Origin of the sequence: Bacillus sp. GZB, assembly GCF_001975995.1 — a bacterium.
Lineage (GTDB): Bacteria > Bacillota > Bacilli > Bacillales > Bacillaceae > Bacillus > Bacillus velezensis.
The window spans coordinates 497243-517932 of sequence record NZ_MTQG01000010.1; the positions used below are offsets into that span (position 1 = coordinate 497243).

20 protein-coding genes, 2 riboswitches and 1 other annotated feature are annotated in these 20690 nt (G+C 47.4%); of the genes, 12 read left to right on the plus strand and 8 right to left on the minus strand.

Translation table 11 applies throughout. The annotated features are described in order from the left end of the window. Nucleotides 1-17 precede the first annotated feature (17 nt). The 4 genes from purU (at nucleotide 18) to BXO87_RS02915 (ending at nucleotide 4185) form a co-directional block, all read left to right on the plus strand. Entirely contained in the window at nucleotides 18-920 is a 903-nt protein-coding gene (purU, locus tag BXO87_RS02900; protein WP_007407234.1) for a formyltetrahydrofolate deformylase, read from the plus strand. Nucleotides 921-1006: 86 nt separating this feature from the next. Then, nucleotides 1007-1220: a binding site (T-box leader), on the plus strand. Nucleotides 1221-1289: 69 nt separating this feature from the next. Next, nucleotides 1290-2402: a glutamate 5-kinase gene (proB, locus tag BXO87_RS02905; protein ID WP_038457763.1), complete on the plus strand. Its 1113-nt coding sequence runs from the start codon at nucleotides 1290-1292 to the stop codon at nucleotides 2400-2402. Then, nucleotides 2399-3646 carry a glutamate-5-semialdehyde dehydrogenase gene (gene proA / locus BXO87_RS02910; protein ID WP_038457765.1) on the plus strand — a complete coding sequence of 416 codons (1248 nt, stop codon included), beginning with the start codon at nucleotides 2399-2401 and terminating at the stop codon, nucleotides 3644-3646. Before proB ends, proA begins: the two co-directional genes overlap by 4 nt. 113 nt (nucleotides 3647-3759) lie before the next feature. Beyond that, complete coding sequence (locus tag BXO87_RS02915; protein WP_007610880.1) at nucleotides 3760-4185, plus strand: organic hydroperoxide resistance protein; 426 nt, start codon at nucleotides 3760-3762, stop codon at nucleotides 4183-4185. A 27-nt stretch (nucleotides 4186-4212) separates the two neighbouring features. Here the strand turns inward: BXO87_RS02915 and BXO87_RS02920 are convergent, their stop codons facing one another. Continuing rightward, entirely contained in the window at nucleotides 4213-4722 is a 510-nt protein-coding gene (locus BXO87_RS02920) for a MarR family winged helix-turn-helix transcriptional regulator (protein ID WP_015417314.1), read from the minus strand. Between the two features lie 73 nt (nucleotides 4723-4795). Between BXO87_RS02920 and ohrB the strand changes: the two genes are divergently transcribed. The 4 genes from ohrB (at nucleotide 4796) to BXO87_RS02940 (ending at nucleotide 7546) form a co-directional block, all read left to right on the plus strand. After that, entirely contained in the window at nucleotides 4796-5206 is a 411-nt protein-coding gene (ohrB, locus tag BXO87_RS02925; RefSeq protein WP_038457767.1) for an organic hydroperoxide resistance protein OhrB, read from the plus strand. A 140-nt stretch (nucleotides 5207-5346) separates the two neighbouring features. Continuing rightward, on the plus strand, nucleotides 5347-5931 hold the full coding sequence (locus BXO87_RS20935) for an alpha-helical endospore appendage domain-containing protein (protein ID WP_029325870.1): 585 nt from the start codon (nucleotides 5347-5349) through the stop codon (nucleotides 5929-5931). A 21-nt stretch (nucleotides 5932-5952) separates the two neighbouring features. After that, nucleotides 5953-6414 carry a hypothetical protein gene (locus tag BXO87_RS02935; protein WP_038457771.1) on the plus strand — a complete coding sequence of 154 codons (462 nt, stop codon included), beginning with the start codon at nucleotides 5953-5955 and terminating at the stop codon, nucleotides 6412-6414. Between the two features lie 4 nt (nucleotides 6415-6418). Then, nucleotides 6419-7546, plus strand: a complete 1128-nt coding sequence (locus BXO87_RS02940) for a glycosyltransferase (RefSeq protein WP_038457773.1) — start codon at nucleotides 6419-6421, stop codon at nucleotides 7544-7546. A gap of 20 nt (nucleotides 7547-7566) precedes the next feature. Here the strand turns inward: BXO87_RS02940 and BXO87_RS02945 are convergent, their stop codons facing one another. Then, nucleotides 7567-8727 carry a BclA C-terminal domain-containing protein gene (locus tag BXO87_RS02945; protein ID WP_038457774.1) on the minus strand — a complete coding sequence of 387 codons (1161 nt, stop codon included), beginning with the start codon at nucleotides 8725-8727 and terminating at the stop codon, nucleotides 7567-7569. A gap of 265 nt (nucleotides 8728-8992) precedes the next feature. Next, on the minus strand, nucleotides 8993-10177 hold the full coding sequence (locus BXO87_RS02950) for an MFS transporter (RefSeq protein ID WP_038457776.1): 1185 nt from the start codon (nucleotides 10175-10177) through the stop codon (nucleotides 8993-8995). A gap of 81 nt (nucleotides 10178-10258) precedes the next feature. Here BXO87_RS02950 and yeiL point away from each other — a divergent pair, with 81 nt between their 5' ends. Beyond that, the gene (yeiL, locus tag BXO87_RS02955; RefSeq protein ID WP_038457777.1) at nucleotides 10259-10930 is read left to right on the plus strand and encodes a transcriptional regulator YeiL; all 672 of its coding nucleotides are present in this window, start codon (nucleotides 10259-10261) and stop codon (nucleotides 10928-10930) included. Between the two features lie 48 nt (nucleotides 10931-10978). Here yeiL and metE read toward each other — a convergent pair whose 3' ends face one another. Then, a complete protein-coding gene (metE, locus tag BXO87_RS02960) occupies nucleotides 10979-13267 on the minus strand; it encodes a 5-methyltetrahydropteroyltriglutamate--homocysteine S-methyltransferase (protein WP_038457780.1) in 2289 nt (762 codons plus the stop codon). Nucleotides 13268-13350: 83 nt separating this feature from the next. Further along, nucleotides 13351-13505: riboswitch (SAM riboswitch) on the minus strand. 139 nt (nucleotides 13506-13644) lie between these two features. Beyond that, a complete protein-coding gene (locus BXO87_RS02965; protein ID WP_032874666.1) occupies nucleotides 13645-14604 on the minus strand; it encodes a S8 family peptidase in 960 nt (319 codons plus the stop codon). A 219-nt stretch (nucleotides 14605-14823) separates the two neighbouring features. Between BXO87_RS02965 and BXO87_RS02970 the strand changes: the two genes are divergently transcribed. Next, entirely contained in the window at nucleotides 14824-15657 is an 834-nt protein-coding gene (locus BXO87_RS02970) for an STAS domain-containing protein (RefSeq protein WP_032874668.1), read from the plus strand. A gap of 45 nt (nucleotides 15658-15702) precedes the next feature. Here the strand turns inward: BXO87_RS02970 and BXO87_RS02975 are convergent, their stop codons facing one another. From BXO87_RS02975 to BXO87_RS02985, 3 genes are read right to left on the minus strand one after another with little or no spacing between them, the layout of a single operon-like run. Beyond that, the gene (locus BXO87_RS02975; RefSeq protein WP_038457783.1) at nucleotides 15703-16464 is read right to left on the minus strand and encodes an energy-coupling factor transporter transmembrane component T family protein; all 762 of its coding nucleotides are present in this window, start codon (nucleotides 16462-16464) and stop codon (nucleotides 15703-15705) included. Continuing rightward, nucleotides 16439-18076, minus strand: coding sequence for an ABC transporter ATP-binding protein (locus BXO87_RS02980; protein ID WP_038457785.1), 1638 nt, complete (start codon nucleotides 18074-18076; stop codon nucleotides 16439-16441). The genes BXO87_RS02975 and BXO87_RS02980 overlap by 26 nt, the downstream gene beginning before the upstream one ends. Next, a complete protein-coding gene (locus BXO87_RS02985; protein WP_032874674.1) occupies nucleotides 18063-18662 on the minus strand; it encodes an ECF transporter S component in 600 nt (199 codons plus the stop codon). The genes BXO87_RS02980 and BXO87_RS02985 overlap by 14 nt, the downstream gene beginning before the upstream one ends. Before the next feature lie 179 nt (nucleotides 18663-18841). After that, nucleotides 18842-18955: riboswitch (TPP riboswitch) on the minus strand. 148 nt (nucleotides 18956-19103) lie between these two features. Here BXO87_RS02985 and BXO87_RS02990 point away from each other — a divergent pair. Then, nucleotides 19104-20366, plus strand: coding sequence for a glycoside hydrolase family 18 protein (locus BXO87_RS02990; protein ID WP_007407217.1), 1263 nt, complete (start codon nucleotides 19104-19106; stop codon nucleotides 20364-20366). Nucleotides 20367-20453: 87 nt separating this feature from the next. Then, nucleotides 20454-20591: a transcriptional regulator SplA domain-containing protein gene (locus BXO87_RS20435; RefSeq protein WP_003154740.1), complete on the plus strand. Its 138-nt coding sequence runs from the start codon at nucleotides 20454-20456 to the stop codon at nucleotides 20589-20591. Nucleotides 20592-20690: the final 99 nt, after the last annotated feature.

Genomic DNA, 20690 nt, shown 5'->3' on the forward strand with positions numbered 1-20690 from the left:
ACGAGGGATTAAAACAGATGAATTCATATATGACACAGCGGCTGAAAGAATACCGCCGCGGGAATGAGGAAAAAGGGCGCCTGCTTGTCAGCTGCCCCGACCAGCCGGGAATTGTATCGGCCGTGTCGGCGTTTTTGTTTGAACATGGCGCAAACATTATTGAATCAAACCAATATACGACTGACCCTGAAGGCGGACGGTTTTTTCTTAGGATCGAATTCGATTGCAAGGGCATTCGTGAGAAAAAAGAGGACTTACAGCAGGCGTTCGCCTCAATCGCCCAGACATTCGGCATGACATGGAGCCTGTCTCTGGCAAGTGAGCTGAAGCGAGTGGCGATCTTTGTATCGAAGGAGCTGCACTGCCTTCATGAACTGATTTGGGAATGGCAAAGCGGCAATATGATGGCCGAAATTGCGGTCGTTATCAGCAACCACGAAGAGGCCAAAGAAGTGGTCGAACCGCTGAATATTCCGTTCCATTACATGAAAGCTAACAAAGACATCCGCGCCGAAGTGGAGCGGCGCCAGCTTGAGCTGCTGGAGCGGTATAAGATTGATGTGATCGTTCTTGCCCGCTACATGCAGATTTTGACGTCTGATTTTGTATCTGCCCATCCGAATCGGATTATTAACATCCACCATTCATTTCTGCCGGCCTTTATCGGCGCTAATCCGTATAAACGGGCTTATGAGCGCGGAGTGAAATTAATCGGCGCGACCTCTCACTATGTGACGGACGACCTTGACGAAGGGCCGATTATTGAACAGGATATTGAACGCGTCGATCACAGAGATCACGCAGAGGATCTGAAGAATATTGGCAGAACGATTGAGCGGAGCGTGTTGGCAAGAGCCGTAAAATGGCATCTGGAGGACCGTGTCATCGTTCACGGAAACAAAACGATCGTATTTAATTAATGACGGTCCGCCGGGGAGGCGGACTGTTTTTTATGGATGAAAATGTCTTGACAAGAACCTGTTTTCTTTGCATAATATAAAAAAATCATTGAGCGTTGAAGAGGATCAGTACGCAGAACTTTCTGTGACAGAGAGCAAAATGGCCCGCTGAAACATTTTGCCGCATGAAACCTGCCGAACCTGCCTTGGAGTCCTGAGGGGAAAACTCAGGCGCGATAACCTGGCGTTACAGGAAAGCGGGACGCGTGAAAAACGCGTTCAAACAAGGTGGTACCACGGAAAGCCCATTTCGTCCTTATTTTTCAGGACGGAATGGGCTTTTTTTATTGACGAGAGCCGGTTTGGATTGATTGCCACGGAGGAGAAACGATGAAAAAACAAAGAATTGTTGTGAAAATCGGGAGCAGCTCGCTCACCAACAGTAACGGAAGTATTGATGAAGCAAAAATCAAGGAACATACGGAAGCCATTTCTTTATTAAAAGAAAACGGGCATGAAGTGATCCTCATTACCTCAGGCGCGGTGGCAGCGGGTTTTTCCGCTCTCGGCTATCCGTCGCGACCCGTTACGATAAAAGGAAAGCAGGCAGCTGCCGCAGTCGGCCAGACGCTTTTAATGCAGCAATATATGGACCATTTAAAAAGATACGGTCTGACGCCGGCACAAATTTTATTAACAAGAAATGATTTCTCAAAAAGAGAGCGGTACAGAAATGCCTATGCTACTGTAATGGAACTGTTGGAGCGCGGCGTCGTGCCGATTATTAATGAGAATGATTCCACATCAGTTGAAGAGCTGACGTTCGGTGATAACGACATGCTGTCGGCGCTTGTAAGCGGTTTGATTCATGCAGACCAATTAATGATTCTCACAGACATTAACGGGCTGTACGATGCCAATCCGAATGAAAACCCGGACGCAAAGCGGTTCGACTATCTGAATGACATCACACCAGAATTGCTCGGGTATGCCGGATCAACAGGCTCAAAGGTCGGCACCGGAGGCATGAAGTCAAAACTTCTCGCCGCCCAGACCGCATTGTCGCTCGGGGTGAAGGTATTTATCGGAACCGGCTCCGGACGGGAAAAACTGATGGGAATTTTAGACGGAAAAGGCGACGGCACATATATCGGTGATAAAGACCTATCCTCAGTGAATAATACACGGCAATGGATCATGTTTCATTCTCCGATATCAGGGGAAATCATCATTGATGGGGGAGCGGAGCAGGCGATGATCCATAACGGGTCAAGTCTCCTCCCGGCCGGCGTCGCCGATGTCTGCGGCAGTTTTCCGAAAGGGGCCGTAGTGGAAGTCAGAGGACCCGGGGGTATTATCGGCAAAGGGCAGACGCAGTACTCATCCGATGAAATTTTAGAAGCCAAAGGGAAGCGGAGCGACCAGCTTTCAGGAACGAAGCAGGTGGAAGTGATTCACAGAGATGATTGGGTGAATTTATTTGACGAGGGGGAACACAAATGAGTGAAGTATTGCAAAAAGCGGCTTTGGCAAAAGAAGCGGCTGCCGAAATGGTCATGAAAACGACGGCTGAAAAAAACGAAGCGCTCCAATGTATTGCAGACGGACTCAGAAATGAACGCCGGCTGATTTTAACAGAGAATCAGAAAGATATTGAAGCGGGACGGAACAGAGGACTGACACCTGACATTATTGACAGGCTGACTCTTGATGAAAAACGCCTGCTCGATATCGCGGACGCCGTGGAACTGTTAATCGGTCTTGAAGATCCCGTCGGTGAGTCGCTGGAGACCATTCAAAAAGAGAATGGATTATCCATTGAAAAAATCCGCGTGCCCCTCGGAGTAGTGGGCATGATCTATGAGGCCAGACCGAACGTTACCGTAGACGCGGCCACACTCTGCTTAAAAACCGGAAACGCGGTTGTGCTCAGAGGAAGTTCTTCCGCCATCCACAGCAACATAGCGCTTGTCAATGTGATGAAACGCGCACTGGGGCTGTCAAAGCTTCCGATTGATGCTGTTCAGCTCATAGAAGATACAAGCAAAGAAACCGCCAAACAGCTCTTTACATTAAATGACGGGCTGGATGTATTGATCCCGCGCGGCGGTAAAAATTTAATTGATCTTGTGGTCAGGGAATCAACCGTACCCGTTTTAGAAACCGGAGCGGGCAATTGCCACGTGTACATAGATGAGTCAGCAGATCCTCAAATGGCAAGCGAGGTCGTCATCAATGCCAAAACACAGCGTCCTTCGGTCTGCAATGCGATTGAATCTCTTTTGATTCATGAAAAATGGGCCGAAGAACACGGACGAAAGCTGCTGAATCAGCTGACAGAAAAAGGGGTGGAGCTCCGAGGAGACCAGGTGATTTGCAGATTGGAACCTCAAGCGAAACAAGCAGAAGAAGCCGATTGGGGAGCGGAGTACCTGGCGCCGATTCTCAGTGTGAAAACGGTGCAGGACGTACAGGAGGCGGTCCGCCACATTCAGCAGTACGGCACAAACCATTCAGAAGCCATTCTGACGGAGAAAGCCGAGCATGCGGCTTACTTCCAGACCGCCGTTGACGCCGCCGCCGTGTATCATAATGCTTCAACCCGGTTTACGGACGGTTTTGAATTCGGATACGGAGCCGAAATCGGCATCAGCACGCAAAAGCTTCACGCAAGAGGGCCGATGGGGCTTCCGGCGTTAACATCTACAAAAATCATCATCAAAGGAAACGGACAAATCCGCGTATAATCTTTTAAGCTTATCCTTCAAAAAGGGTAGGCTTTTTTTATGCGGAAAGATTGACGCTCTCTATTATATTGTGTAATATTAAATTGCACACAATATAATAGAGGTGAATTTACATGACAAAACCATTATTTACTGCAACCGTATCAGCCGCCGGCGGACGTGAAGGGAAAGTCACGTCTTCTGACGGAGTGCTGAATCTTGATGTTGCCATGCCGGGAACGCCAAGAGCAAAAAAGCTCGAGCATGCTACAAACCCTGAACAGCTGTTTGCCGCAGGATATTCAGCCTGCTTTGACAGCGCTCTTCAGCTCGTAGCAAGAAAAGAGCGTCTGAGTATTGAAACAGAGGTCACTGCGCATGTCAGTCTGCTGAAAGATGAAGCAGACCAAGGATATAAACTAGGCGTTACGCTTGAGGTCAAAGCATCCGGCATTGATAAACAGGAGCTTGAAGCCCTTATCCAAAAAGCGCACGGTGTCTGTCCGTATTCAAAAGCGACAGCGGGAAATATTGAAGTGAAGCTTCTGGCAGCAGAATAAAAATAAGGATGCCCATTCGGGGCATCCTTATTTTTTGCCGTGCAGCGTATTCAAAACCTCATAAAGCGACTGCTTTAACTGCTTTAATTCCTCTTTTGACCGTCCCGTCTGTTCCAGCATGGCAATGGGGATATCCGCCGCTGTTTTCTGCAAGGCCCGCCCTTCATCTGTGAGCCTGATCGTCACGGATCGTTCGTCTTCAGCCGACCGCTTTCTCATGATGATTCCGTGCTGCTCCATCCGTTTCAGCATCGGTGTCAGCGTTCCGGAATCCAGGTACAAAAGCTCACCCATCCGTTTCACATTCAGTTCTTCGTGCTCCCATAATAAAAGCAGCGCCAAATACTGGGGATAAGTTACGTTGAGCTTATCAAGCAGCGGTTTGTACCGTTTCGTCATTTCCCTTGAGCTTGCGTACAGCAAAAAACAAAGCTGATTCTCCAGTTTCATATGTTCAAAATCTTTTTCTGCCATTACTTCTTTCACCAACTCTTTGTTTGTTAACGTTACTCCTATTGTAGCCGAAAAACGGCCCATTTCCTATTCCTCATGTTTAAAAATATGAGCAGGGGCAATATATACAGTAAGTACAATGAGGAGGCTGATAATAATGGCATTATTTACTTCAAAAGCGACCGCAGTCGGCGGACGGGCAGGACATATTAAATCCGAAGACGGGGTGCTGGATTTTGACATCGTCATGCCGAATGCAAAAAAAGACGGAGAAACCGGCACAAACCCTGAACAGCTCTTTGCGGCAGGGTATGCTGCCTGCTTCGGGGGAGCGCTTGAGCTCGCCGCCCAAAAACAAAAAATCGACATGACCTCTGAAATTGAAGGACAGGTCAGCCTTTTAAAAGATGAGAGTGACGGAGGTTACAAAATCGGCGTAACGCTCGTCATTGATACAAAAGATCTTGACAAAGAAACGGCGGAGAAGCTAGTGCACGCCGCTCACGAGTTCTGTCCGTATTCAAAAGCAACAAGAGGAAATGTAGACGTCAAACTTGAATTAAAATAAATCAACGAACGAATATCCCGGATTTTATATCCGGGATATTTTATTAACGAAAACATCAGTAATGATCTCTTCTCTCCCGGAATAAGAATACGATATAGCACTTTTGCATAATGACACCAAGAGAAAAGAGGGAGATATCGATGTCTCTTCCAAACATACCGAACATCACCCCCGACATTACACTCTCCAGATGTGAGACCCTGAACCTCCTTCTTTCATCCGTGGCTATGGAAGAAATCGGACTATCCCATATTCTGCAGGCGGAAGCGGAAAGGATTCAAATGTTTCTCGGCGCTTCCGGCGATCCCTCTTTGGAGGAATTGTCATCAATCAATAGAAGCACTGAACGGCTCCTGCGCACCGTCATGAAATCACAACTCCTTTTGCAGACGAAGCTTGAGGACATTATCTTCTTACAGGATTCTGAAGCCTGTATGGACCCGGACGACCCAAGCAATCCGAGTAATCCGGGCGATCCTGATGACCCGTGGAATCCGGACGACCCAAGTAATCCGAGTGATCCGGGCGACCCTGATGACCCGTGGAATCCGGACGACCCAAGTAATCCGAGTGATCCGGGCGATCCTGATGACCCGTGGAATCCAGACGATCCCAGTGATCCGGAAGATCCGTGTGACGGCCTGTTTTACGGCCGCATTGGCTGCTGTGAGTGCGGGGATTGTGAGGACTGCGGTTGGAAGAAAAAAGGCGGGGAGCGTTCATAAAAAAAGAGACGGGTGAAGCATATGCCGTATCCAAGCATTTCAAAAGCGAAACAGGCATCTTTTGAAGCCATGCATTGTCTCACGATTGCGCTGTTACATATATTATCTGTGACCGTGGATAAAAGAAGGGGTTCAAATTACAAAGAAGAAATCAGGCTGTTCTCCGCATTGTGCCGCTGGCAGATGGAAACAGGCGGCCGTCTGTTTTTAATGATCAGCTTGGAAGAAGAGCAGAAGCAGATGTATGAGCGGCACTTTCTTGAAATGAAGACAGTTACGGAACGAACGAAAAAATTCATTTTTGAAAGCCCGAGCGAATTCCGGGCGCATCCCATTACGAAGCGGGCTGTCAGGCAGCTTCAGGAATGGGATGCGGAAACTGCCGAACCTGCCGTCAGATGGGTGCGGCCTGTCATCATAACGATGAACGGCACTCCTGAACGGCCTTGGTTCAATCAACAACTCCAAAATCGGGAAAGGTGAGAAAATGAGCGGAAATGCTGAATGTAAACTGACTCTTTGCATGATTGTGAAAAACGAGGAGAGATACATCTCCCGTTGTTTATCAAGTGTACAAGACATCGTTGATGAGATCGTCATCGCAGACACCGGATCACAAGATAATACAAAAGATATATGCAAAAGCTTTCAGGCAAGAGTGTTTGATTTCGAATGGGAGAATGATTTCGCAAAGGCCAGAAATTACGCCCTGCAGCATGCCGAAGGAGATTGGATTTTAGTGCTTGACGCGGATGAAGAGCTCGATCAGGAGACGGGCCGTTTTTTAACTTCGCTGCTTCATGACGGATTACCGAGCCGGGGTCTTTTGAAAATCATCAATTATACGGGGAAGCAGCTCGATGAAAACGAAGCGTTTGAAAGCATGCAGCCGAGACTGTTCCGCAATCATAAAGGCCTTCTGTATCAAGGCAGAATTCACGAGAATATCTCGGCTTCCAATGAGGAAGAAAACAATGCTTTTTTCGCGCTCCCATGTGTGATTCATCACTACGGCTACTTGGAGCAGGAAGAAAAGATCAAGCAAAAACATAAACGGAATATCAGCATTTTAAATGAAGAGCTTTCAGAGGAAAATCCTGACCCGTGGCTTGTCTATCATTTGGCAAGTGAATGCTACAGAATAAAAGACTATGAAAAAGCATTACATCTTGTCAACGGCTCAATTTTTCAATTTTTAAGCGAAAAACGAATGCCTCCGTCTCTCCTGTATTATTTGAAATATACAATATTGCTTGAGCTCAAACGGTATGAAGAAGCCGAACAAGGGATTGAAAAAGTGCTCAAGCTATATCCTGATTATAGCAATCTTCATTATTATAAAGGCCTTGTATTATATCATTTGGAAAAGTACAGAGCGGCAATCAAAGCATTTGAAAACGGAACGCAGGTTGAAGGAGAAAACGCTGATCACTTCATTTTAAAAGGTGCCGCCGATTTCAGAGCTTTTTATTATATGGCGAAATGCCATGCTGCATTAAACCATGATATGACGGCCATCGCTTACGCCAAAAAATCGGTGAAGTTCAATCCTCAATTTAAACCCGCACAAGAGCTTCTGTCTCAATTAAAAAAGGATCAGCGGACAAACGCCTGATCCTTTTTTTGCATGTTCGATTAAGATAATCGAATAATGTTTAAAGCTGCACCGGCGCTTCCTCCAAGCAATGTGGCCGCACCCAATAATCCGAACAGCTGAAGCTGGATGGTGCTGCCTGCTGGCAAAGTCACAATAAAGGAGTTATTAAAGTTTGCCAAAGACGCGACCGGGGCGATAATCGAACTTGCAGGAGGAGTGCCGTTGATTAAAATACGCGAACTTACAAGCAGGCCGGCCGTTAAATTAATATGGTAGGAAATATAGTACCGTCCCGCCGGAGCAACGGTAAATATGGTATTTGCGACGTTAGCCGTAATATCTGCCGAAAGGTTTTGTTCATTCGGTAAGGGAATGGTCGTGCCGCCGGCAATAACTGCGACAACACCGCCGCCCGTATTGCTCGCATAGCCGGAAGTTGCTGTCAGACTTGTTCCGGTGATCCCGGTCGGTCCGGTGCCGCCAGTAACGCCGGTGATCCCGGTCGGTCCGGTGCCGCCAGTAGCGCCGGTGATTCCGGTCGGTCCGGTGCCGCCAGTAGCGCCGGTGATTCCGGTCGGTCCGGTACCGCCAGTAGCGCCGGTGATTCCAGTCGGCCCGGTACCGCCAGTAGTGCCGGTGCTTCCCGCCGCAGCTAAAAGTGTATAGTCAGCTGAGGCTCCAGGGGTTCCCACAGGGCTGTTTACGTTTGCGACGTAAGAGCTTCCGTTATACAAGACAACCTGTCCGGTTGTGTAAGTGGGGGCGCTCAGCGGATTAAAAGCAACAATTCCTTGAAGGCCCGCACCGGTGACCCCCGTCGGCCCGGTCGGTCCGGTTGGCCCCGTCGCTCCGGCCGGTCCTATTGCCCCGGTCGGCCCCGTAGCACCAGTCGGTCCCGCCAGTGTAGGGATATTTGAGATACTGTCCAATTTTGAACCGAGAAGAAGCTCCTGTTTCATTAAGCTGTCAAGCGTATCCCGGACGCTCTCATTCAGGTTAAGAATATCAGCAAGACTTGACGGGGGTCCTGTTAATCCGGGAATCGTTCCGAGCGCGTATTGGATTTTTTCCCCTTCCGCATTCAGAATATGTGCCATTCCCAGCTCTTCCATAGCAATTGACGAAAGAAGAAGGTTAATGGTATCGTCTCTGGAAAGTGTAACGACAGGGGTGATATTGGGCAAATTAGGCTGTGACACAATGTCCCTCCTTATGAGTTGGCTGAAAATCATTTTATTACGAACAAAGTTCCCCGAAATGAGCGTAAGCAGTACTGTATCATTATATTCACGAATTCTGTCCAAGTTTCTGATTCCCTTCATTAACCAATTGAGCGGGCTATACCGCTGTTTTGATTTCATCATATATGAAGGAAATACTTTAAATATAGAGAAAATACATCGCACAGCATTCGCAAATCGGTCAAAATGACAGCGGGACATGTGATCGTCTATAAAGCGATGGCTATATATCTTGTGCGTTTCCTGCAAAAACTCTCTTTTTCATTTCAAGTTTTCTGTATACAAGGGCGAGTAGCATGGATGGGATCGTACAAACAATCATTCCGATAAAGGCATACCGGGGTTCAATTTCATATAAAAAACCTCCGAAAATAGTAAATGCCGCAGTGCTCCAGCTGAGCGCAAGCGCTGAATATATGCCTTGGGCTTTCGGGATTTGCACGGGTGAAATATTTTTAATTAAGTATTTCATAAATGCATAGTGTCCCATCGCGAATGAACAGGCATGCAGCGTCTGCGCAATACAGAAAATGATGACATGAGGAAAGGCAAATACGAGTATCCAGCGTACGGTAGCACCAAGCGCCGCCAGGGCGAGCAAAGAGCCTGCTGTAAATTGATGAAAGTATCGGTCCGCGATTGCAAAGAAGATAATCTCCGCGATAACGGCGATGTTGATGATGATTCCGATGGCATATGCGGGCGCATCGATTTCCTGCAAAAAGAGATAACCGTAATTGTAGTAAGATGCATGTGCCGCCTGCAGTAAGATAACGATTGCGAGCACCAGACCGAAATATTTGATGCGGAATAAGGCAAACATCCCCTCTTTTCTTGCGCGGTCTGTTTCCGGCCGTTTTGAAAGAACAGCTGGCGCATGCATAAAGCTGAGACATGCGAATATCAGGGTGCCCAAAAGCAGTGCCCATAAAATCGCTTGATCTCCGAATATACCTGTAAAGACGGACAGGATGACGCCGGCTGAAACAAAACCCGCGGACCCCCACTGGCGGCTTGTCCCATAAGCCTTTAATTCGTTATGCTGTACAAGGACGCCGCAAGCGCTGTCTAAAGCAGGCATTAAAGCAGGGTAAAACACATGCAGCACTAATGTGACAAGAAGCAGGCTTTGAAAAGAATCAGCGGGAATATAACATAAAAGTGCGAGAAGCGTCCCGATTCTGGCGCCGTTTAATAAGGCTTTGCTGCTGAATTTTCCTGATAAATAAGGGAAGAAAAATAATGTGGAAATCCCTCTTGCCGCCAAGCCCAGGCTCATAATGAAACTGGCTTCGGATACGGAAACCCCTTTTATATGCACCATCCATCCCGTCCAATAGGGCAGAAAAACACCCCATGTCATAAAAAAACTAAAAAAATGCAGACTCATCCAGCGATATGCTTTCATTCCCGTTCCTCCTTTAATTGGCATGTTATCATGTAAGGACATAAAGACAATATGAGATATCTCATATTTTTGGGGTGGACGATGGAAATTTATAAAGGCGAGAAAAAGCGGCATCAGTTAGAAAAACACTCAATCGCGCATTTATTCTCTTTCCCCGCTGAAGAGTTTATGGAAGTGCGCGAATATGAGCGGGACGAATGGATTATTCAAGAGGGCAGGAGGCCTGACTTCCTGTTTTACGTGATTGAAGGAAAAGCGAAAATATATGTAACCCATCAAAACGGGAAAGTTTCTTTAATTAATTTTATCAACAAAAATGATTACATCGGAGAGATGGAACTATTACATGAAGTGTATTACACAAAAGGAATTCAAGCCTCAGCGAAGACTGTTTGTTTTGCTCTGCCTATTTACCGCTGTCGCGCGCAATTGCTGCAGGATGCGAAATTCCTGCGTGAGTTGGCTAAGTTTTTAAGTGCTAAGGCAACGCTTATGGCTTCGAAATATTCACAAAGTCTGGCGTTCCCGCTTGAAAACCGGCTGGCTGATTTTATTTTGCAGACGGCTTATGAAGGGGTTTATAAAGAGAAGCACGTAACGGTCTGTGATTATTTGGGTGTATCTTACCGTCATCTCTTGCATGTGCTGACGCAATTCTGCCAAAAAGGGTATTTGCAAAAAGAAGGGCGGGGCTATCAAATTAAGCAGCATGGTTCACTAAGTGAACTTGCGGAGGCGCTGAAGAATAAGTAGCACGCCCAGAAAAAACAGCCACCCGCGATTTGCGGCTGGCTGTTTTCATTATACAAGCTGAGCTTGTTTTTTTCGTGCCTGTTTCGCGGCGTCGACCATATTTTTTAATGCCGCAACGGTTTCTTCCTGCTGTCTTGTTTTCAGTCCGCAGTCCGGGTTTACCCAGAAGCGGTCAGTCGGACACACTTCAAGCGCGTCATCAATAATTTGATAGATTTCTTCAGTTGCCGGCACACGCGGGCTGTGAATGTCGTATACACCGAGTCCGAGGCCTTTTACGTAAGGATGTTCTTTCAAATATTCTAAAAATCCTCCGTGGCTTCTGCTGTGTTCGATTGTAATGACATCCGCGTCAAGATCATTGATCGTATCTACGATATCTTCAAAGTTGCTGTAACACATATGCGTATGAATCTGCGTCTCATTTTGCACAGAAGACGTCGTTAACCGGAATGCTTCTGCGGCCCAAGTTAAATATTCATCCCAATCCTGCGTTTTTAACGGCAGTCCTTCGCGGAGCGCGGGTTCATCCACTTGGATAATCTGAATACCGGCATCTTCAAGCGCTTTTACTTCTTTTCTGAGGGCAAGCCCGATCTGGAAGGCGATTTCTTTTCTTGAAATATCCACACGCGGGAATGACCAGTTTAAGATGGTGACAGGTCCCGTCAGCATGCCTTTCATGTGTTTTTCCGTCAGCGATTGGGCGTAGACCGTATCTTTTACCGTCATCGGTTCGATAAATTCGACATCTCCGAAAATGACAGGCGGACGTACGCAGCGTGAACCGTAAGACTGCACCCATGCATATTTCGTAAAGGCGAATCCGGCAAGTTTTTCACCGAAGTATTCGACCATGTCCGTCCGCTCAAATTCTCCGTGAACGAGCACGTCTAAGCCGATTTCTTCCTGAATGTCAACCCAGCGCTTCGTTTCCGCATTAATAAAGGCTTGGTACTGTTCATCAGTCCAATCTTTTTTGCGCCATTTTTGCCGTGCGCTCCGCACCTCGGCAGATTGAGGGAAGCTTCCGATTGTCGTCGTCGGCAGAAGGGGAAGACCGAGTGATTCATTCTGCAGCGCCAATCGTTCTTCAAAGCTTGCCGGACGGGAGAAATCTTTTTCCGTCAGCTGATTCAGCTCTTCTTTTTGAGCTGAGTTCGCTCCTGTTGCGAATGCTTTTAAAGCCTTAAGTGCCGCTTTTGATTCTTCGATCTGCTCACTGACGGCCGCTTTTCCGGACAGAAGCCCTTCTTTTAAGACGCCGAGTTCCGCCAGTTTTTCTTTAGCGTATGACAGGCCGTTCAGCAAATCCTTTTCAAGATGCTCGTCAGGGTGTTTCGCTACCGGCACGTGCAGAAGGCTGCTTGAAGGCTGAATCCATAACTCTTCAACATCAGCGTGGCTGAGGATATCCAAAGCCGCATCAAGGCGTTCTTCAACATCGATTTTCCAAATGTTCCGGCCGTCGACCACACCGGCTGCCAGCACTTTATCTTTCGGGAAGCCGTGCTTTTTCAGCTGCTCAAGGTTTCTGCCTTTATCATGTACGAAGTCAAGCCCGATTCCCTGTACAGGATAAGAAACGAGTTCTTCATATGCATCAACCGAATCGAAGTATGTCTGCAGGAGGACATTCAGTCCTGAAAGCTCTTTTGTGATCGCCTCATAGAGGTCTTTGGCGGCGCGGACATCTTCAGAAGAAGCTGTCACAAGGGCAGGCTCATCAATCTGAACCCATTTGACGCCTTCTGCTTCAAGCTCTTTCAGCAGCTGCACATAAAGAGGAACAAGGCGCTTTTGAATCGCTTTCGCTTCTGATTCTTCGTATCCTTTCGCAAGTGTGACGAATGTGTACGGACCGACGATGACAGGTTTTGTTTCCGCTCCGAATTCTTCTTTGATCCGGCGGTAGTCGTCAAGCTGTTTGTTTCTCGTCAGACGGAATTCAATGCTTTCGTCATATTCAGGAACGATGTAATGGTAGTTGGTATTGAACCATTTCGTCATTTCACTGGAAACGGCGTCTTTTACACCGCGGGCAATCGCAAAGTATGTATCAATGGGATCCGTGATGCTGCGGAATCTTTCCGGAATCCAGTTAAAGCTGACGGCTGTATCAAGCACATGGTCATAATGGGTGAAATCAGAGACCGGCACGATATCGATATGTTGGTCAAGCTGTGTTTTGACAGCTGATAAGAATAAACCGTCAAGCTCTTTAAGAAACGTTTCTTTATCAGTGTTACCTTTCCAATAAGCCTCAAGCGCTTTTTTCCATTCTCTGTTCAAGCCGATTCTCGGAAAACCGAGGTTCGAAGTTTTGATTGTTGTCATTAAGTTTCCTCCTTTAAGTGAGATGTAACAAAAAAGCCTCTTTCTCATGAGAGAAAGAGGCTTTAACTTCAAAATGCAAGCCTCTCTTATCTCTCAGATCACGTCTGATGGAATTAGCACCGTGCCTTATGAGACAATCGTCTCGGCGCAAAAATCACGCGCCCCATTTCACAATGGAATTACGGTCGGTTGCTGTTGGGGTCAAAAGGCCAATCCCTCGCCCAACTCTCGATAAGAGAAAATATTTCAATTTTTTTGAAAAGTTACATCATTTGTTGGTTATCTTATCAGCTTATTCAGATCACTGTCAATAGAAAATTTCACAATTTAAAAATTGGTGATATGACAAGCTGATTAATCATTATACGAGAAAAATATCAGAAAGACAGCAGCTGGGCCTGTTCGGCTCTTTCCATCAGCACTTCAGGCGCGTCTAAATACAGAAATCCGTTCCCGGCCAATGTTTTGGAGATGTCCAAAGGAAGGGTCCGCCGCACGAGCTGGGCATAGACTTCAGCCTCAGAAAGCGTCCGCTGAAACGCGTCCTGTTCAAGCCCTTTTATTAAGGCAAGCGCTCCGCTCACATGCGGGGCGGCCATTGAAGTGCCCGTCAGCTTCCCATATTTATGGTTGGGAAGGGTGGAGAGAATATTTTCTCCCGGAGCCACCAGGTCAATCTCTTTATTTGCGTTTGAAAATTCAGACGATTTACGGGCGATTGAGACTGATCCGACTGCGATCACTTCGTTGTAAGCGGCCGGATACGACAATTCCTCTGTACGCTCGTCTCCGTCGCCTTCGTTTCCTGCCGCGCAAACGACCAGAACACCGCTTTTTACCGCATTTGTGACGGCTTCTTTCAATTCAGGCACATCGCTTGGCCCGCCGAGTGACATGGAAATGATATCGGCCTTTTGTTCAACGGCGTAGTTGATGCCGTTAATGATCCATTCGTATTTGCCGCTGCCGTTTTGACCGCCGAGAACTTTAACGATTAAAAGGCTTGCTTCCGGCGCGACACCCGAAATTCCGCCGTTTGAATCATTGGCGGCAATCGTTCCGGAAACGTGTGTCCCGTGTCCGTTATAATCGGAAATCGCGTCTTCTTTGCCTCCGTCATCATCGGTGAAGTTTTTCCCGCCGACAATCCGGTCTTTCAAATCAGGATGATTGATGTCGCAGCCTGTGTCAAGCACCGCGATTTTAATATCCTTGCCTTTAAACCCTTTTGCCCACAACTCTGGCGCCTTAATCACTTTAATCCCCTCAGGAAGCTCGTTCACATCCATGATCTGTTCATCCGTGACATAAGGAATCAAATGCATTTCACCATTCATAAAAAAGCCCTCCTTTTTTATGCTTGCGAGTGGATACAAGGGTGTTGCTACTATTTTATGGCAGAGCATGCCGGCCGGAAAGAGTCATTTGAAGCATTTTCATAAAAAAGGCGTAATCTATCGTACTAAAAAATTTCAAATATATGGATAGTTTAACAGCTTTCATTTTCATTCATGACCCGCTGACGCTATAATTGGAAATGGGAAAGGAGAAGAGATATGAAGATAAGTGAAGCATTATACAACTATTTTTCAGAACAAGTGGATCAAATTGCGAAAGAGTGGATCGAAACGATGGAAGATTCGGATCCGAATTCGATTTATTCTTTGACAAATCCTGTCATCACAGAAGAACTGACGGAGCAGGATAAAGAATTTTACCGGCATATTAATAAAATGTATATTATGCCGCAAAAAGAATTTTTAGAAGAGTTCGAGCAGTGGGTGATTGAGCTCGCGAAAGACCAGAAGCATCTGGATACACCCGTCCAGTATGTGGTCCGTGAATTCATGAGAAACCGGAGACTATACATCAGTTATTATGATGCGTTTGCCGATAAACATGAATCTTCGTTTGCACAGGGAGAAAGGAAGAAATGGGAGAATTTAATTGTACAAGTATTTGATTTTACGATTTACACGTTTGTCGATCATGCCGAGCATAACTCAAAAATGCAGCTGAACGCGCAAAGAGAAATGATTTTGGAGTTAAGCTCGCCGGTTATCACGCTGAGCAAACGGACGGCGCTGCTGCCGCTTGTCGGCGATATTGACACGGAGCGCGCCAAATTCATTCTTGAAAATACGCTGAGCACATGTGCCAAACGGCTGATTGAACATCTGTTTATTGACCTGTCGGGTGTAGTGGTTGTCGATACGATGGTGGCGCATCAGATTTTTAAATTAATTGAGGCGCTGAACCTGATCGGCGTCACGTCCACTTTATCCGGAATCAGGCCGGAAATGGCTCAGACCGCCGTCCAGCTCGGCATTAATTTCTCAGATATTACGATCAAGTCCAATCTCGCTCAGGCTCTCAATTATCATCAATAACATACATAACAAAACAGGCTGCCGAATCACTCCGGCGGCCTGTTTTTATATAAACAACAATGAAATGAGCCAGCTTGCGCCGAATAACAGAAGCACGAGCAGGAAAAAGCACCAGTCGGCGCGGCGCACAGTAACAGTTCTGTAAAACGTGCGGCTTCGGCTCCCCGTAAAGCCTTTAGATTCCATCGCGATCGCCGTGCGTTCCGCCTTTCTGATTGCGCCTGCCAATAGCGGAATGGTGAAGCGCCTGAAGGCGGAGAGCTTTCCTTTCAGCTCGGAATCAGACGCCGCGCCCCTGATTCTGTGCGCCTGCCGGATGATCAGGATTTCATCTTTCAGAAGAGGGAGAAACCGGAACCCCGCGATAACGCCGTATGCAAGCTTGGGCGGCAGCTTACACTGCTGAATCAGGCTGAGCATGAACAGAATCGGATCGGTTGTGAAAAGAAACATCATCGACAAAGCGGAAAAACATAAAATGCGAAACGCGATAGAAATCCCGAGCGCCGCGTTATCACTGTTGACGGCAATCGGCCCGAGCTTAAACAGCAGATTGCTTCCGGTTGTCGGGACGTTTCCGAATACGGCGGCTGTCCATAAAGAACCGAAGGCCAGAATGACAAACGGAATCGTGAACAGCAGCCATTTTTTCAGCGGCACACGCCCCGCCGAGAGGACGCCTCCCGCAATGATGATATAAAACAAAGCAGGGGTGTACGGATTATAAATAAACGACAGCATAATGACGCATAACAATACAGCCGCCGCCTTTATTGACGGGTTAACAGCTTCCAGCCGTAAGTTCATTTCTCCGCCTCCTGTCGTGTTTCATCCATTCATACCGCAGCGGCAAAGCCAAATGCGCCTGCTCGGCGATCCCGGTGTTATCAGAAAACAAAGCGTCGGGAGTTCCCCGGAATACCAGTTTCGTGCCGCAGAGCACAAGGATCGTGTCGGCATAATCTGAGACGAGTTCCATATCGTGTGTCACCATTAAAACAGCCGTTCCTTCCTTTTGAATCTCACGGAGTATTTGCATACACTCCCGCGCCGTTTTGGCATCCTGTCCGAAAGTCGGTTCATCAAGCATCAAAACGTTCACATTGTGCATAAGCATCGTCGCGACGCTGAGCCGTCGTTTTTGTCCTTGGCTTAAAGAAAACGGATGCTGTGAGGCATGGCGTCTCAGGCCGAATCGGGTTAACAGCTGAAGAGCTTTCTCCTTTGCGGCTCTGCTGCTTTCAAAACCGAACATCAGCTCTTGAATGACGGAATCTGTGACAAACTGGTGTTCAGGATTTTGGAAAACATATCCGATCAGCCGCCGCAGCTCTTTTTCAGAATAGGAATCAATCGGTCTGCCGTCTATTTTGATGTCTCCGCCCAGCGGACGGATGAGCTTGGCCGCGGCAGAAAGGAGCGTGGATTTTCCTGTTCCGTTAGGGCCGGCAATCGCGGAGATTGAACCTTTTTTTACGGAAAAGCTCACATCCTGAAAAATGACGTCTGCTCCTCTTGAAAATGACAGCTCGTGAACGCTCAGCGCGTCTTCTGCCGAAAGCGCGGCGGGCCGGGGTTCGGGCAGAGATGGTACAGGTTCGTGAAACAGCTTTTCTTTACACAATGTAAAAGGAATGCTGATGTGCTCCTGCAATGAGATCACACGCGGAATCGGAATGCCGAGCTCTATCAGCTCTTCAATCTTTGTTTCAAAGATAACGTCCGTCTCTCCGTCCATCACCTTCTGACCCGTTTCGTCAAGGACAATCGTCCTGTCCATCCACGGCGCCCAATGATCAAGCTGATGTTCGATAACGAGAAGGCCGAAGCCTTTTTTTGCTTGAAGATCTTTGATCAGCCGCACTAATTCACGTGCGGAATATGGATCAAGCTGTGCCGTCGGTTCGTCCAAAATAATGAGTTCCGGTTCCATCGCAATGATACAGGCAAGCGCCACTTTTTGTTTTGAACCGCCTGACAGCGAAGCGATCGTTCGCGTTTTCAGATGAGTGATCTCTAATTTTTCTAAAACGTCATCGATGATTGCGTCCATATCTTCTTTTGTATATTGCAAATTTTCCAGGCCGAAGGCGATTTCATCTTCAACCGTCAGCATGCAAAATTGCTGGTCCGGATCTTGAAACACGACGCCGATGGATCTGGCGGCGGGTTCTGTCAGATGTGAAAGAGGTGTTCCGTATAAAGAAACGGTTCCCGATTGAACCCCATCGCATGCTTCCGGGTACAGACCGTTTAAACAGAGAGCGAGCGAGCTTTTGCCGCATCCGCTCGGCCCGAGCAATAAGGCCCGCTCTCCTTTGCGGAGCTGAAAGGACACGTTTTGAAGAATCGGGCTTTCATCCTGATCATAAGAAAAGGTAAGACGGCCGGCCGATAAAAGGGGCTCAGATGCCTGCATCTTGGTTCACCTGTTTCTTTTTCTTCTTGAATTGTTTTCCGAGCGCCATGCCGTTCAGCACCCCTGTGTAAGCCAGCGCATCACTGATTGCTTTGCCGAGAAGGCCGGCAAGAAGCGCACCTGAGACCAGACGGATGAGAAGCATGACGGCTAATAAACCCGGATTCAAAACAGAGTATCCGGAAACGAACAAGTCATAAATGAAGCTCGTCACAGAAGACCCCATACCGGATAAAAGAAGCACGGGCAGGGTATAAATGCGCCAGCGTGTCGCTAAAAAGACCGCTTCCGCACCGATTCCCTGTGCGATCCCGATCAGAATCACCATCGGTCCTGACGGATTTCCGAGTAAGCACTCCACAAACGCGGCGATGATTTCAGAAACGAGAGCCGCTCCCGGTTTTTGAATAATGTACGCGGCAATTACCGAGACGATAAACCAGATACCGTAAATCGGTTCGTAGCTCATCCGGCCGAAAAATCCTGCCGCTATATTGCTTGCATGAGTTGATACTAAATAAATGACAGCAAATACAACACTGATGACGGACATGACAACAATTTCTCTCATTTTCCAATTTTTCATTGTGATCTCCTGCTTTCTTATCGGATAGTCGTATGTATGAAAGAGTTGATTTTACAGGCGGTTCATATTCAGTTTCATATTGCGGTGTCCTCCCCCGTTTTTTAATGAAAAATAAAAAACTGCATATCCGAGGGAATATGCAGCAGCAGAACGAAAACGCATGGGGAAAAACCCTGCGCTCCGGTCAATCTGCACTTCCCCACGCTGGTATTATCCAGATCGGGTTATAAGGGATCAAAACACGCCTGCCGCATGTTTTATCTCAGCCGATAACAGCACCCCTAGTGCGTTTCCTATACAGTTTTTTATGATGACATCATCATAGTTGATCATGTCTGATTTGTAAACAGCCTTTCTCCAAACAGAGTTTGGAATCGGACCGGAAGATCATTCATAAAGATAAGAAGAGCCCTTTTGATCAAAAGGAAACGGAGGACATCTATGTTTGTTCATACAGTGCAGTCAGGCGATTCGCTATTTTCCATCAGCAGAAAGTACGGATACCCTGTTGACAGCATCAGAAGCGTCAACGGGCTTGAGGAAACGAATATCGTTCCGGGGCAGGCACTTTTAATCCCTCTTAATGAATATACGGTTCAGCCGAATGATACGTATGCCGTTATCGCAGGTAAGGCTTATGTGCCGCAGATGCAGCTGATGCAGGCAAACCCGGATATTCCGCCAAACCGGCTGCGGGCGGGTATGAAAGTGAAGATCCCTGATATCTCTAACTATCTTGCGGGAACCCTGCAATTTTATGTCATTCGGACGCCTGAAGCGGATAGAGAGTTAATTAATGATTTTGCGCCGTATTCTTCGGCGATTTCTTTGTTTGAATATCATTTTGGCCCGAACGGAGATATCATTAACGATTTAAACGACAGAACCGCAATAGAAACCACATGGCAAAACAGAGTGCGCCCGCTTGCCGTCATTACGAATCTGACAGAAGGGGGATTCAGTCCGGAATTAGCCCATCAAGTGCTGCAAAATCCGACGGCAAGAACGAATCTCGTCAACAATATCGTCTCCTTAACCGTAAGAAAGGGGTACGGCGGTGTAAATATCGATTTTGAACGGGTCAGAGAAGCTGACAGGGACCTCTTCACAGGATTTCTCCGGCAGTTAAAAACCCGGCTTTCAGAGCATCAGCTCGCGTTAACGATATCGGTTCCGGCGAAAACAAGTGATGCAGTGCCGTGGCTGAGGGGATATGATTACGGCGGAATCGGAGCTGTCGTCGATTATATGTTCATTATGGCGTACGACTGGCACCACGCCGGCAGTGAGCCGGGACCCGTGGCGCCTTTGACAGAGGTCAGGCAAACGATCAATTTTGCCATCAGCAGGGTGCCGAGAAGAAAAGTGATTCTCGGTGTTCCGCTGTACGGGTATGATTGGGTGATTCCGTACCGTCCGGGAACGATCGGATCCGCCATCTCCAATCAGCGCGCCATGGAAACGGCCATGAAGCATCAATCAGTGATCCGTTATTCTCAGCAGGAGCGTTCCCCTTACTTCCGGTATACTGATGAAAATGGAAGAACGCATGAAGTGTGGTTTGAGGATGTACGGAGCATGAGTGAAAAAATGGTTCTCGTTCGGGAGTTCGGACTGCAGGCGATCGGCGCGTGGCAATTAACGCTCGGTTTCAAACCGGGCCCGTGGCTGCTTAGGAACTTTTTCACGATCCGAAAAATATAGCTGCATGTCCCGCTCCGCAAGTGATTTTTTTCCTATGATAACGGGTCTTCTTTTGGACAATCTAAAATTGAACAGGAGGTCTGTCATATGAAGAAAAGGGAAGAGCAGTATATCAACGAGGCTGAGTATGTACCGCATCCGACAAAAGAAGGGGAGTACGCGCTCATGCTGCATGAATCCTATCATTTCCTTTCAGAAGAGGATGAAAGCGATTTGCCGGAATAAGGGCTTTATGCCTTTATTCCATTTATTTTATAGGCATGTGCTGAAATCACAAATTTAAGGTTGACACATTCCTTTTTTTTCTGTAATCTCAGTGTGTCA